Origin of the sequence: Helicobacter sp. 11S02596-1, from assembly GCF_002272825.1 — a bacterium.
In the GTDB taxonomy this organism is placed as follows: Bacteria; Campylobacterota; Campylobacteria; order Campylobacterales; family Helicobacteraceae; genus Helicobacter_J.
The window spans coordinates 1-14,092 of the sequence record NZ_MLAM01000013.1 but is presented as its reverse complement, the minus strand read 5'-3'; the positions used below and the strand labels follow the sequence as shown (position 1 = coordinate 14,092).

Below are 14,092 nucleotides of genomic sequence, written 5' to 3'. Positions count from 1 at the left end.
GCAACCTACCTCAATGCACCAAACGAAAGATGTCATTATAAATACCCAACGCCATCAAACCTATCAAAAGCGCCCATCCAAACATTGTGAGGGCATAAAGGCTTTTTTCAGAAATCCTTTTACCCGTGAGCATTTCATAGAGATTAAATAGTATCTGCCCGCCATCAAGTGCGGGAATGGGGAGTAGATTTAAAACCCCCAAATTCACCGAAATCAACGCCACCAATGTTGCCAAAACAACCACGCCACTTTGTGAGGCTTGCGAAATGAGATCCACGATAGTGATGACACCGCCAACCTCGCTGACAGGAACAACACCAACAAAAATCTTCTCGATACTCTGCAAGATCAATTTTGCCCCTCTATAGGTCTGCTCGAACGCATAGACAAGCGAATCTTTCACATCATAACGAACCACGCCAAACTCGCCCTTTGAGACAATACCGATAAAATTTCTCTCTATCGTCTCGCCAAAAATATTTTTGGAAACCATTTTTTTGGGCTGAATCAACGTTTCTAAGCGTTTCCCCTGCCTCATAAATACAATTTTAATATCACCTTTTGCATCCATTACGGCAACATTAAGCTCACTCCAATTCCTCACATTCGTGCCATTGACACTGATGATAGAATCACCAGGTCTCAAATCACTTTGGCTAGCAGGCATATCTGGCTGGAGCTCGCCGATGATAGGCAAGAGCATTTTTTGTCCCCCCATCGCCAAAGCCATATAAATCAAAAATGCCAACACAAGATTAAAAAGAGGTCCTGCCAAAAGGATACAGATCCGTTTCCAATGGCTTTTGGCCGTATAGCTATCGTTGTCATCATTGCTAGCTAGTGGGTCGGTATCATCTTGCCCTTTGAGTTTGACATACCCGCCAAGCGGGATGGCTGAAATCGCATATTCGGTCTGCCCAAAGGTTTTTTTCCATATCTTTTTGCCAAAACCAATGCTAAAAACCTCTACACGCACCCCAAACATCTTCGCAACGAGGAAATGCCCGAGTTCGTGAAAAAAAACGAGGAATGATAAAATCAAAAACGCAACAATAACCCACATCATTTCATACTTTTGTAATATTTGAATGCATAATCACCGCCAGAATACAAGGTTACAAATGTCGCTACCCATAGCAAAATCTCCCCACCAGGGAAAAAATCTGCCAACAAAAATGCGATGGCTAAAATCTGAATGCCGGTTTTGTATTTTCCCAGCATATTTGCGGCGATGGATTTGCCCGTGCTAGCGACGATTACACGCAATCCGGTGATGAAAAACTCACGGCTAAGGATAATAAAAACAGCCCACGCATTCGCTCTGCCTACAACCAAAAGCCCTATAAATGCCGATAATATCAGCATTTTATCAGCCAAAGGATCAAAAACCTCGCCAAAAACAGATTTGGAATGATAATTCCTAGCGATATAGCCATCGAAAAAATCCGTCAAAGACGCTATGCAAAAAATCAAACAAGAAAAAAAATTCACCCACGTGCGATCAACCCATAAAGGCAAAATATTATTTCCATACAAAATAAAAACCAACAAAAAAATAGATAAAAATATTCTTGAAATTGTTAAGATATTCGGTAAGTTTTTCAAGTTTCTAACCTCTTTGCCATATCAATCCGCCCAAAAACCCAAACCCATCATCATTCTGGCATATTATAAGTAATTTGTTTGAGTCTAAAAAATCCGCTAATCACCATCAAGCTCCCTGCCAACATCCCAATCATTGCCATCAAAAACAGAAACGAGCTGATTTGATTTTGGGAAACAAAAAACATCATATTTGCAATCAAAGCGATACCAATGGAAGCGATAAGGATTTTGAATCCATTGATAAAAAAAGTATCCCCACTCAAACACGTGAGTTCAAAGAAGATTTTATAACTCCAATAAACACAAAGCCCAAGATAAAGCACACCCATCAAAATAAAAAGCCAACTAAATGCCGGATTTGCAAGAACTTTTTGGAGGTCATATTGGCTCATATCAAAAATCCCGATCCCAAAAAATATCTTAAATATCGCATAAGTGGCGATGGAAAATACGCCCGCACCCACGATAAATAACATATAATTTTTAAATAAAACTAGACTTCTTCCCAATTTTGAAAGCTTATAAAACCCTGCGGTGCTAAAAGCAAAACACACGATTTTGATTATCCAAGAAAATACCGATAAATACGAGGAATGCAAAGCGCCTTGCGATAAAAACAAAGCAATCAATAAGACATAAAGCACATAAAGCAAAATGCTAATAATCAAGAAATTTTTTGCAATCCTTAATTCTTGATTGTCTTTGATAGAGTGAGTAACAGACCTTGGCATTTTATTCCCTTGCATATCCATATACGATATTTTAGCCTAATTTTTAGAAAGATTTTAAGCACAAAATTTCTCTACCGATGAGAATTTATTGGGATGATAAACTTATTTATTTGATTTTAATTAATAAAAATTTATCTAGAATCCAAAAAAGATTCTAAAAAGAAAGTTGGTTTTTGTTTGAACGATTTTATTTGAATGTCGTGCCACCATCAATCACAATGGTTTGTCCGGTAAGCCAAGCGCTTTGGGTATCATCACACAAGAAAAACGCCGCACCTGCCAAATCCTCAGGCGTCCCCATACGGCTTAGCGGGGATTGCTCCTCAACAACCGATTTGATCTGCTCATAATCTGGAAACGCCTTGAGGGCATCGGTGTCAATAGGACCACCACTCACGGCATTCACACGGATACCCCACGCACCCAAATCAACAGCGGCATATTTCACCATCGTTTCCACAGCATTTTTTGAATTCCCGTGTCCGGCGTAATTAGGCATATACACGAGGTTTCCTGTCGAGCTAAGCGAGACAATCGCCCCCCCGCCTACCTCTTTCATCCGCTTGGCTGCCTCTTGAGCGCCTACAACAAAAGCGAGCACCGTGGCGGTATAGATATTATTCAATCCTCTAGGCTTGAGCCGCATAAAGGGTGCAAAACCCCCTGCAACGGATTTGCCATAAATAATCGCATTGGATATAAAAAAATCCACACGATTAAAATCCTCATCGATTTTTTTAAAAAGCTCGATATATTGCTCCGGTTCAAGCACATTCAAAGCATAGCATTTTGCTTTGATGTCATATTTTTGCTCGACATCTTTGGCAATCTTTTGGGCTTCTTCTTCATTTTTATTATAGGTGAAAGCGACATTAACCCCATTTTGGGCAAATTTATAAAGTATCGCCTTGCCAATACCTCGTGTTGCCCCGCTGATAACGAGGGTCTTTCCTCTCATATACTCTGTAGTATTTTGCAAACTTGTCATTTTAACACCTCATAATTTTGTAAAGTTTTCTCTATCAATCCCATATTTTCTTTGCTTGGCATTACTAAGGGGAGACGATATTCAAGATTTTTTATCAATCCAGACAAATACATCGCAGCTTTGATGGGGATCGGATTGCTTTGGCAAAACAAAACCCTATTTATATCATAAAGTTCATTATTTATTCTTTTAGAAGCACTCAAATCGCCTTTCAAAGCAAATTTCGTAAGCGCTACAATCTTATCAGGCAACAAATTCCCCGTAACAGAAATCACGCCCCTGCCACCATTTGCCAATATCGGGTAATTGATAACATCCTCACCGCTAAAAACTGCCATATCTGGGATATGCTGATCAAGTTCGATAATCCTTTCCATCGAGCCGGAGGCTTCCTTGATAGCAAAAATATTTTTGACTTCTCTAAAAAGACGGATCGCCGTTTCGACCTCAATACTCACCCCCGTTCGAGAAGGGACATTATAAAGCATTACAGGGATTTCAACCGAAGCCGCAACCGCTTTGTAATGCTGATAAAGCCCTTCTTGGGAGGGTTTGTTATAATAAGGGCTCACGCACAAAATCCCATCCGCACCGCTTTTTTGCGCAAATAACGCCAGCTCGATAGCTTCAGCCGTGCAATTGCTCCCTGCCCCTGCCAGCACTTTGACACCGCTTCCCTTGCAAACATTCACAGCGATTTCAATACAACGCATATGCTCGTGATGGCTTAGCGTTGCGGATTCTCCGGTTGTTCCGACTGGCACGCAAGCATCCATCCCGTGCCTAATCTGCCTATTGATGAGATATTCATAGGCTTCTTCATCAATTAACGAATTTTTAAAAGGAGTGATTAAAGCACTCATTGCCCCACCTAACATCACAATCTCCTATTTTTTCAAAATCACTATCGTAGAAGCTGAATCAATAAAATATTTCTTCGCCACCTTGATAATGTCTTTCACGCTCAACGCATCGAATTTTTCTTCATATTCTAGCAACGGCTTGATATCCCCTCGGGCAAAATATTCCCCAAACAACCCCGCAACGCTTGAAGAATCCTCCAAACTATAAATAAAACTCGCCTTGTTGTTGATTTTGATTTTATCGAGCTGTTCTTTTGTGATTTTGCCCGCTTTCAATCTATCAATAATCGCTTGGATTTCTTTCTTGATTTTTTTAGCCCCAACACCTTGATTCGCCCCAGCGATAAATAAAAATATCCCCTCATCTTTGAGTGCCATATTGTAGGCATACACTTGGGAAGCCAATCTTTTTTTATCCACAAGTTCGCTGTGTAGCAAGCTACTTTTACCCCCGCTCAATAGATCAGCTATCGCACCTAAGGCGACTTGGTCTTTGTTAGAAAAATTTGGGATTTTATAACCAATGCCAAGCCACTCTAGCTCGGTGTCTTTATGGATGGTAGCCTCTCGAATCCCATCTTGAACGGGTTCTTGCATATAGACTTCAGGGATTTTGTCTATAGTATTTTTTATCGAAGAAAAATGCTTCTTCACGCTTTCAAAGACATCTTTGGGTTCAATATCTCCTGCTACCAAAATAACGGCATTCTTGGGCTGATAATAGATAGAATGAAAATTGCGAATATCTTCGATAGTCCAATGCTGGATATCTTCCATAAAACCAATGGGCGTCCAATGATAAGGGTGATACACATAAGCGGTATTGAAAAAACGAAAATACAAATAGCCCATCGGGGAATTATCTGTGCGCCAGCGCCTTTCTTCAGCCACCACTTGGCGTTCGGGCAAAAATTCATCTTCTTTTAGATTCAAATTCTGCATTAATTCTGCGAACAATTCTAAAGATTTATCGAGATTTTGACTGCTGGATTTGATGAAATAACGCGTATAGTCAAATCCCGTAGAAGCGTTGGTTACACCGCCAAATCTCTTGATGATCTCATCAAATTCGCCCGCTTTGAGATGTTTGCTCGATTTAAAATTCATATGCTCGAGCATATGGGCAATCCCGCTCTTTCCCATCGTTTCATTTCGAGAACCCACCTTATAAAATATGTCTGTCTCGATCACACCACTGCCGTTTTTCATCGGTATTACCACTACTTCAAGCCCATTGTCAAGCTTGGTCTGCTCATATTTAGGCAAATAAGACTTCGTCTTTGCATTCACGCTCATCATCACTCCTAAAACCAATAAAATAAAAAATACTTTTTTCACGTCAAATCCGCTCCTATCGCGTCTTTTATATTTAAAAAACCATCTTCTTGCAACAATGCTACCATTTCTTGATTGATATGTTTGCACAAAGTAGGCCCTCCAAAAACCAGCCCCGTATAAATTTGGACCAATGAAGCCCCCATTTTGATTCGCTTATAAGCCTCTTGGGCGTCATCAATCCCGCCTGCTGCAATCAAAACAGCTTTGCCAAAAAAGGCTTTAGCGATTTCTTTAAAAACCCCCGCACTTTTGGTTTTTAGCACCGCCCCGCTTATCCCTCCAAAGTCCTTCGCACCAGAAAGCAAGGAATAATCAATCGTCGTATTCGTCGCAATAATCCCGCTAGCCCCGCAAGATATGGCACTCTCACAAACCTGCAACGCCTCATCCATCGCCATATCGGGAGAAATTTTGATAAACATCGGTTTATGTGTATGTTCCTTTGCCATACTAAACAGCTCACCTACAAACGTGCTATTTTGCAACTCCCTAAGATTGGGCGTATTGGGCGAAGATAGATTGAAAACATAATAATCCCCAACATCAAGAAAATCTTTCAAAACCCCTTGATAATCTTTCAAGGCATCGGCTTGTGGCACGGATTTGTTTTTGCCTAGATTGATACCAATAGGGAGGGCATAAGGATAAAGCTTGGCTAGCCTAGTAGCCACTTTCATCGCACCATCATTATTGAAACCCATCGCATTTTGGAGGCTTTCTTCTACAGCGTAGCGAAATAATCTAGGCTTTGGATTGCCTTTTTGGGGGTTTTTGGTTACCGTGCCGATTTCTACAAAGCTAAATCCCAAAGCACTCAATGCAGGAATCATCGTGGCATTTTTATCAAATCCCGCTGCCAACCCGATAGGATGATAAAAATCTAATCCACAAACCTGCTGTTTCAAGGCTTCAGATTCATAGCAACAAACTTTTGCCATCACCTCTTGAAGAAAACTAGAAGCAGAAACGAGTTTGAGAAAATTTTCAGCCTGGTGATGCGCTGTTTCTGGCTCAAGCTGGAAGAGAAGACGACATAAATTTTTATACATAGACATCTGTAGCCTTTCAAAAATCCCTAATCTTTTTTACGAAATAATTAAGATATTTTACTCAAAAAATATTTAAACATAGGATAATCCGATTAAGATTCCTTGCTATTGATAAGATTTTGCGAGTGCGACATAGCTGGAAGCTGATAGCTCAATCGCTGTTATCTCATCTTCACTTAGCGTTCGGACAAATTTGGCTGGATTCCCCATTATGAGGCTTCCAGGAGGGAAGACCTTGCCTTTGGTGATGAGACTCCCGGCACCAACAATGCTATTTTTGCCGATTTTAGCACCATCCATCACGACACTCCCCATCCCTATAAGACAAAGATCATCAATATGACAAGCGTGAATAATACAACGATGCCCGATGGTAACGTCTTTTCCAATGACCACATCGCCCCCTGTGCTTTCATCTTGATGCCCGACGTGGATCACGCTAAGATCTTGGATATTGCTCCTTGAACCAATGGTAATAGCATTGACATCACCACGAAGCACGCAACCATACCAGATATTGCAATCTTCTTCAATACGCACATCCCCGATGATATAAGCCCCATCAAAAAGGATTGCTGAGGGGTCAATCTTTGGCGTGATGTGATGGTATGTGATGATATTTGCTCCCATTTTAAGACTCTCCAATCATTCTTTGCAAAAGCTTTTCGGCTTTGAAATGTTCTTGTTCAACCTTACTATTATGATAGATTTCATTGACATACCCTTCATAAAAGAGTTGCGAACTGATAGCTTTTTCTTTTTCTTTGGCATTGACTTTGTGATATTCGCCGTCTTCTTTGAGTTCATACATCTGGACATTATCGCTAAGCCCGACATTGACTATCTCAAAGAGGCGTTTTGTGATGGATTCTTTCCTGCAAGGGATGAGGAGCTCCACTCTCCTTTCAAGATTTCTAGGCATCAAATCCGCACTGGAAAAATAAATCTGGGGATCAGAATGCGCAAAATAATAGATTCTGGCGTGTTCGAGGTATTTTCCGATGATAGAAAACACCCGAATGTTCTCGCTAAAGCCTTTTACACCAGGTCTCAAGCAACAAATCCCACGGATAATCAAATCAATCTTTACCCCCGCACAAGAGGCACGATAGAGCCAAGAAATAATGTCAGCATCGACTAATGCGTTGGCTTTCAGGATAATCCTACCTTTCTGTGCGTGCTTGATTTCATTTTCAATCATCGCAATGATTTTGGGTTTTATCTGCAAGGGTGCAACACGCAAGGCATTCAACTCTGTCTTGTGCGAAGTCCCTGTAGAGAGAGAATGAAAAAGCTTGATGACATCATTAGCGATTTCTTTATCAGCGGTAAATAAACTCACATCGGTATAAATCTTTGCGGTTACGCTATTGTAATTCCCCGTGCTTAAATGCACGTATTCTTTGAGCTTATCACCGACTTTTTTGATAACGAGTGCCACTTTGGCGTGCACTTTTAGTCCCGGCACCCCATAGATGACGTGCGCCCCAGCAGATTCCAAAGCCCTAGCCCAGTGCAGATTGTTTTCTTCATCAAATCGTGCTTTTAGCTCTACAAGCACCGTTACTTGCTTGTTTTCAGCAGCTTCTGTGAGGGCTTTTACAATCGGGGAATTTTTCCCCACCCGATAAAGCGTCATACGGATAGAGAGGACATCAGGGTCTTTTGCTGCACTTTGGATAAAATTCACAACCGAATCAAAACTCTCATAGGGGTGGAACAACATCAAATCTTGCTTGTCAATCACATCAAAAATACAACCCGGGCAATCGAGCGGTGGCAAAATTCTTGGATTAAACGGCGGGGTGGAGAGATGAGCAAAATCCTTGCACCCCACCAGCTCCCAAAATGTGCCGAGATTTAAGGGCATATTATTTTCATAAATATCCTCTTTTGCTACGATGATTTGCTTTTTGACAAAATCAAGCAAACTTTCATCACCACTCCCGACTTCAAGCCGCACGATTTCACCCTTTTTTCTCGCTTTGAGTCCCTCGCTCATTAGCTCGATAAAATCATCGGCTTCATCTTCTTCGATCTCAATATCTGCATTACGCGTAACTCGAAAAGGGACATAACTCACCAACTCATATCCCTCAAACAAATCCCCAGCAAATTCCCCCACGATGGTCTCAACCGGCACAAACAAACCCTTATCTACTTCGACAAAGCGTGTCAAAATGCGTGGAATCCGAATCATCCCGTATTTTATCTCGCCATTTTCTTCGCTTTTTAGCTTCACAGCCACACCAAAGCTGAGATTATTTAGATGAGGGAAAGGGTGCGTCGCATCTACAACAATCGGCACAATGATAGGATATAAATAATTTTGAAAATAACCTTTGATTCCCATTTTCTGCGTCTTGCCTAATTCGCTAAATTTCTTCACCACAAGCCCAGCCTTGCTAAGAGAAGCCCGCAAATGATGGAAAAGTTCCTCCAATCTGCTTTGCTCGTGATGGAGATAATCCCGAATCAATCGGAGCTGTTCTGCAGGGGTCAATCTATCCGGACCAATCTCTGCGACACCGCTTGCATACAGCCGTTTTAATCCTGCTACACGAATCATATAAAATTCATCAAGATTGGTGCCATAAATTGCCATAAATTTGAGCCGATCCAACAAGGGCAACGTCTCATTGTGCGCCTCATTTAATACCCTTGTATTGAACCGAAGCCACGAAAGTTCTCGATTGAAAAACATTTTGGGATCAGAAATTTCCATACTTTTTCCTTAATGAAATCTTATTGTGTATCTATTCTACCGAAATCCCAGCATAAAATTGGGGATAAAAAAATAAATAATAAACTAAAAATCATTTTTGCATTTTTTAAAATCTTAAAACAAAAACCATAAAATCCGATATACTTTCGAGCTAAAAAATTTGCGAACCAAAAAAATTGGCAAATCAAAAAATTTACATTTAGGAGAAAGTAACAAATGAAAAAGCTAACTTTAGTTTTATTGATGGGAGCAAGCAGCTTGTTTGGTATTGGTATAGGGAACTACCAAATCACACCAGAAATCGGTGCAAATTTGAGCTATCAAAACGATGGCAATCGATTCACTTATGGTGGTTATGGGCGCATTTGGCTTGGGGTTTCGCGTGTTGTTTTTGCACCACAATTCAAATACGATGTGATAGCAAAATCAAGCAAAGATGCTAATGATTCTTACAAAAATATGCAAATCGGCGGGCTTGTCGGATTTGAGATCCCTATTCTTCCTCTCACACCATACATCGGGGCAAGCTATTCAACTTTTGAAAACATTGGCTTGAAAGATACCGTTTCATTTAACTACGGGATTAAAATTGACGTTCCTTTGATCCCATTTTTGACTATCGGTTTAGATGGCACTTACCAAAAACCAAAAATAGTCGGTGGCAATCGCTATGAAATCAATCGTATCGGGGCAACTATCGGTTTGGCTTTCTAAAGAATAATTCCATTGGTTTTTGCTACAATCCTCATAAAAATTCAACGTGTCCCAACACCTGATTAAAGAGGATTGATGCAAACATTTATTGAACTACTCCAAAAAAATAACGAGTTAAAAATCATTGATATCCCCTTAGATATCAATCTTGAAATCCCACATTTAGCCTATCTTGAGGTCAAAAAACCTGGTGGTGGCAAGGCACTACTTTTTACCCACCCCATTGATTCAAAAAATAAAAAAACATTTGATATTCCTGTATTGATGAATGTTTTTGGCTCACATTCCCGCTTAGAACTCATTATCAACCAGCCGGTAGAAAATATTGCTAATCATTTAGAAAAGTTGATTCATTTTACCCCTCCAAAAGGGCTGAAGGGCTTTTTGAGTTCTTTGAAAGATATTTTTTTCTTGCGCCACACGCTCCCAAAACGCACCCATTCCACCCCGCCATCCCAACAGATTATCCAAACAGGCGAAGCGATTGACTTGTTTAGCTTGCCGATTTTAAAAACGTGGGAAAAAGATGGCGGACCATTTATCACGATGGGACAAATCTATACACAAAGCCTTGATGGTAAGAAAAAAAATCTCGGGATGTATCGCCTGCAAGTTTATGACAAAAACCATCTCGGCTTGCATTGGCAAATCCACAAAGATTCCAATCATTTTTTTCACGAATACAAAAAAGCCGGTGTGAAAATGCCTGTAAGCATTGGCATTGGAGGCGACCCGCTTTATACCTGGTGCGGGCAAGCCCCGCTCCCATATGGCATTTATGAATTACTGCTTTATGGCTTCATCAAAGGCAAGCGCCCCCATATCGCACAATGCCTCACCAACCCGCTTTCCTTGCCGTGCGATTGCGATATTATCATCGAGGGTTGGGTTGATCCTAGTGAAATGCGACTTGAGGGACCTTTTGGCGATCATACCGGATTTTATACCCCCATTGAGCCCTATCCCGTGCTAGAAGTCAGTGCTATCACACACAAAAAATCCCCTGTCTATCTCGCAACCGTTGTGGGCAAGCCACCTTTGGAAGACAAATATATGGGGTATTTGACCGAAAGGGTTTTTTTGCCTCTGCTTCAAAGCACCGCTCACGGGCTACTTGATTATCATATGCCCGAAAATGGCGTGTTTCACAATCTGATTTTGGCAAAAATCAGCCCACAATACCCCGGACACGCCAAGCAGATTATGCATAATTTCTGGGGAACTGGGCAAATGAGTTTTGTCAAGCACGCAATTTTTGTCGATGAAAATGCCCCAAAACTCACGGATACAGAAAAAATCACCGAATATATTCTCAACCATTTCAGCACCCAAAATCTCCTCATCACCGAGGGAATCTGCGATGCACTCGATCACGCTTCGCCTGATTATGCAATGGGGGGCAAGCTGGGTGTGGATGCTACCAAGCAGTCTGAAGAAAAAGATTTTGAACTCTATAGCGATGAAAAACTCCTTGATTTAGCCCGTGCGCTGATGGCAGAAATAATGATTTTGAAACAATATTTTATCCACACCCAAAACCCCATCTGTATCATAGGTGTAGAAAAAAACACACGCAACATCCTAGAAGCCTCTAAAAATCTAGCTTCGCTTCAAAAATCTCTGGCTATTGTTGTGTTCGTTGATGTGAATAAAAATGACTTGAACAACCCTTATATGCTACTTTGGAGAATCACCAATAACATCGATGCTAAGCGTGATATTTGCATATGCAACCATACGATTTTCATCGACGCTACTGACAAAAACCCATCCGATGGACACCTGCGGGAGTGGCCAAAAGAGACGGATTGCTCAATAGAAATCATCGAATCGCTCCGAGCAAAAGGTCTTTTAGACACGATTACGGAGGGCTTTATGAAGCGATTCCATATTTGCCAATCTCCTAAAACTTAAAGGAAATAGCGTGAATACATTTGCAAAAAATCTTGACGCCGTTATCGCAAAAATCGAAAAAGCAAGGATTGCTTACTCCAGACACCATATTATCCAGCTCATCGCCGTATCCAAATACGCCACTGCCTGCGATATAAAAGCCTTGTATGAATGCGGGCAACGCGCATTTGGGGAAAACAAAGTCCAAGACCTCAAAGCAAAAGCCCAAACCCTTGATGAACTCCCCTTACAATGGCATATGATAGGGACATTACAAGAAAACAAAATCAATGCCCTTTTGGCACTCAAGCCTACTTTGGTACATTCTTTGGATTCTTTTGAGCTTGCTTTAGCTATCCAAAAACGCTGTGAGAACCATAATATGAGCCTAAATGCGTTGCTACAAATCAATGCCGCAAACGAACCTACAAAAAGTGGCGTAAAACCAGAAGTCGCCCAAGAAACCTATCTCAAAATAGCCAAGCATTGCCCCAATATCAAGCTAGAGGGGTTGATGACTATCGGGGCAAACAGCCCTGAAACCAAAAAGATCGAGCAATCTTTTCAAATCACGAAAGATATTTTTGATGGCCTCAAGCCAAATGGGGCGAGGATTTTATCGATGGGAATGAGCGGGGATTTTGAAATCGCTATCTCGTGCGGGGCAAATATGCTACGGATTGGCTCAGCATTGTTTCAAAAATAGCCTTCAAATAAAACTATCGCCGTGCGAAGCTAGTAAAGACAAGCAGTTGTCTTTGGCTTCCCGCTCCTCCTCTCACACCCAGCCAGAGGCTGTATGTTCGAGATGGGTTTCTAAGGTCTCGCAGTCAAGAATTGCTAGCAAAAAAGCCCGCCACACCCTTTCAGCCTATCTACTAGGGGAGCGGGCAGTGGGTTCTGACCCGTCCACCCAAAGAGGTTTTAGGAATGGGGTGGGTAGCTTGCTAAGTAGACCCCGCCCCTGCATAAAGAAAAAATAAATAACAAACAAATTTTTAATTCACTTTTGAAATATGCTAGTGGTTTCATAGTAATGCTAATTTTAGCCACTTGCACCCAGCCCCAAATCGTAATCAAAACGCCCTCGCGCAAAAGGAGCTTAATTGGTTTGATACCATCAAACAATCCCAACAAAACCAGATGGAAGCCCAGACGGATTACACAAAGGCAAATACGATTCTCCAACATCTCCAAGCCCAAGAGCAAGAAAAAACAATGCCCGGTCGTATCCAAGCAACCAACGCCACAAATCAAGCCCAAACCGCACAAGGTAATCGCACCGTTGTTGCGTGGAATGAGATTGGCAAAGATAAAGAGCGGATGGGGTATTATAAAGATAGCTTGGTAGGCAAACCAAAACCACAAAAAGACCCGCTACATATCCGCAATAGCTCCCAATTTACGAGAGATTTAGGGGATTTAAATAAAAATGTCGATGGGTTTTTTATGAATGTTCAAAATTATAATAAAGGACAATTTGGTCCGTTAGATTCGCCATTGCGGGGATTATTTACTTTGTTTAATGTGCCAACGACAGAAATGAAAGATGCCAATAACTGGAAAATGTTTATCAAGGCAAATCTCGATACGATTTTGAATCGAACAGGACATTCTAATGCCACAGAAAGAAAACAATTAATGGATATGGTTGATGGGATTACAGAAGGTTCGGTAGAAAATGCTATTAGAAACATATCGAATCTATCAACAAGGTATTACCAACTCAAAGTCGAAGATGGTATTGCAGCTGGTTATTTCAGACCCGAGCAATACGCACTTTATGAAAAACGGCTTTCTGAATATATCGCTAAAAATAACTATATCCAATACCAATGGAAAGGCGGGGATTTGAAGTTTCCTGATAACCTTAATCGTCCCAATCCACAAGGTGGAAATACGACTTCGGCAACCAACTTTAACGGCGTAACGAACTACAAACCTATTAATCCCAACCCATCCGCCACCTCTAACAAACCCGCCCCTAGACCTTATCCTTCCAATTCAGCTGTTGGTATCACCAAACCAACACTTATAAACTTTTACCACGAATGATGGGTTGATTGCTTTTAGTGTGTTTTTTTAAAAATTAATATATAATCTATAAATTATATATTAATTCAAAGGCACAAAAATGGGAGTAAAAAAGTTATTGGGGATATTTCTTATAAGCGTTTTAGCTATCC

13 protein-coding genes are annotated in these 14,092 nt (G+C 41.0%); 4 read left to right on the top strand and 9 right to left on the bottom strand.

Annotated elements, in window-relative coordinates; translation table 11 throughout:
* Positions 1 to 10: 10 nt before the first annotated feature.
* The 9 genes from rseP to BJI48_RS07850 all read right to left on the bottom strand — a co-directional run bounded on the left by rseP (position 11) and on the right by BJI48_RS07850 (position 9,299).
* Complete coding sequence (gene rseP / locus BJI48_RS07890; RefSeq protein WP_343286670.1) at positions 11 to 1,066, bottom strand: RIP metalloprotease RseP; 1,056 nt, start codon at positions 1,064 to 1,066, stop codon at positions 11 to 13.
* Positions 1,063 to 1,605, bottom strand: coding sequence for a CDP-diacylglycerol--glycerol-3-phosphate 3-phosphatidyltransferase (gene pgsA, locus BJI48_RS07885; RefSeq protein WP_095333757.1), 543 nt, complete (start codon positions 1,603 to 1,605; stop codon positions 1,063 to 1,065). Before pgsA ends, rseP begins: the two co-directional genes overlap by 4 nt.
* 50 nt (positions 1,606 to 1,655) lie before the next feature.
* A complete protein-coding gene (locus BJI48_RS07880; RefSeq protein ID WP_095333755.1) occupies positions 1,656 to 2,336 on the bottom strand; it encodes a hypothetical protein in 681 nt (226 codons plus the stop codon).
* A 187-nt stretch (positions 2,337 to 2,523) separates the two neighbouring features.
* Positions 2,524 to 3,294, bottom strand: a complete 771-nt coding sequence (locus BJI48_RS07875; protein WP_180763095.1) for an enoyl-ACP reductase — start codon at positions 3,292 to 3,294, stop codon at positions 2,524 to 2,526.
* A 26-nt stretch (positions 3,295 to 3,320) separates the two neighbouring features.
* Positions 3,321 to 4,202, bottom strand: coding sequence for a 4-hydroxy-tetrahydrodipicolinate synthase (gene dapA / locus BJI48_RS07870; protein WP_095333751.1), 882 nt, complete (start codon positions 4,200 to 4,202; stop codon positions 3,321 to 3,323).
* Positions 4,203 to 4,211: 9 nt separating this feature from the next.
* Entirely contained in the window at positions 4,212 to 5,486 is a 1,275-nt protein-coding gene (locus BJI48_RS07865; protein ID WP_095333817.1) for a pitrilysin family protein, read from the bottom strand.
* Between the two features lie 35 nt (positions 5,487 to 5,521).
* Complete coding sequence (locus BJI48_RS07860) at positions 5,522 to 6,580, bottom strand: quinone-dependent dihydroorotate dehydrogenase (protein ID WP_095333749.1); 1,059 nt, start codon at positions 6,578 to 6,580, stop codon at positions 5,522 to 5,524.
* Between the two features lie 99 nt (positions 6,581 to 6,679).
* Positions 6,680 to 7,204 (bottom strand): gamma carbonic anhydrase family protein, encoded by a 525-nt coding sequence (locus BJI48_RS07855; RefSeq protein ID WP_095333747.1) that lies wholly within the window; start codon positions 7,202 to 7,204, stop codon positions 6,680 to 6,682.
* 1 nt (position 7,205) lies between these two features.
* On the bottom strand, positions 7,206 to 9,299 hold the full coding sequence (locus BJI48_RS07850; protein WP_095333745.1) for an RNA degradosome polyphosphate kinase: 2,094 nt from the start codon (positions 9,297 to 9,299) through the stop codon (positions 7,206 to 7,208).
* 216 nt (positions 9,300 to 9,515) lie between these two features.
* Between BJI48_RS07850 and BJI48_RS07845 the strand changes: the two genes are divergently transcribed.
* From BJI48_RS07845 to BJI48_RS07830, 4 genes are all read left to right on the top strand, one after another.
* Complete coding sequence (locus BJI48_RS07845; protein WP_095333743.1) at positions 9,516 to 10,013, top strand: hypothetical protein; 498 nt, start codon at positions 9,516 to 9,518, stop codon at positions 10,011 to 10,013.
* A 75-nt stretch (positions 10,014 to 10,088) separates the two neighbouring features.
* The gene (locus BJI48_RS07840; protein WP_095333741.1) at positions 10,089 to 11,927 is read left to right on the top strand and encodes a menaquinone biosynthesis decarboxylase; all 1,839 of its coding nucleotides are present in this window, start codon (positions 10,089 to 10,091) and stop codon (positions 11,925 to 11,927) included.
* A 10-nt stretch (positions 11,928 to 11,937) separates the two neighbouring features.
* Entirely contained in the window at positions 11,938 to 12,612 is a 675-nt protein-coding gene (locus BJI48_RS07835) for a YggS family pyridoxal phosphate-dependent enzyme (protein ID WP_095333739.1), read from the top strand.
* Between the two features lie 347 nt (positions 12,613 to 12,959).
* The gene (locus tag BJI48_RS07830) at positions 12,960 to 13,961 is read left to right on the top strand and encodes a hypothetical protein (RefSeq protein ID WP_095333737.1); all 1,002 of its coding nucleotides are present in this window, start codon (positions 12,960 to 12,962) and stop codon (positions 13,959 to 13,961) included.
* The last annotated feature ends 131 nt before the right edge of the window (positions 13,962 to 14,092 follow it).

Bases quoted from the DNA above. Each gene is read 5' to 3' on its own strand.
- rseP (WP_343286670.1), bottom strand. From the start codon at position 1,066: ATGATGTGGGTTATTGTTGCGTTTTTGATTTTATCATTCCTCGTTTTT.
- BJI48_RS07880 (WP_095333755.1), bottom strand. From the start codon at position 2,336: ATGCCAAGGTCTGTTACTCACTCTATCAAAGACAATCAAGAATTAAGG.
- BJI48_RS07875 (WP_180763095.1), bottom strand. From the start codon at position 3,294: ATGAGAGGAAAGACCCTCGTTATCAGCGGGGCAACACGAGGTATTGGC.
- dapA (WP_095333751.1), bottom strand. From the start codon at position 4,202: ATGTTAGGTGGGGCAATGAGTGCTTTAATCACTCCTTTTAAAAATTCG.
- BJI48_RS07865 (WP_095333817.1), bottom strand. From the start codon at position 5,486: ATGATGAGCGTGAATGCAAAGACGAAGTCTTATTTGCCTAAATATGAG.
- BJI48_RS07860 (WP_095333749.1), bottom strand. From the start codon at position 6,580: ATGTCTATGTATAAAAATTTATGTCGTCTTCTCTTCCAGCTTGAGCCA.
- BJI48_RS07855 (WP_095333747.1), bottom strand. From the start codon at position 7,204: ATGGGAGCAAATATCATCACATACCATCACATCACGCCAAAGATTGAC.
- BJI48_RS07850 (WP_095333745.1), bottom strand. From the start codon at position 9,299: ATGGAAATTTCTGATCCCAAAATGTTTTTCAATCGAGAACTTTCGTGG.
- BJI48_RS07845 (WP_095333743.1), top strand. From the start codon at position 9,516: ATGAAAAAGCTAACTTTAGTTTTATTGATGGGAGCAAGCAGCTTGTTT.
- BJI48_RS07840 (WP_095333741.1), top strand. From the start codon at position 10,089: ATGCAAACATTTATTGAACTACTCCAAAAAAATAACGAGTTAAAAATC.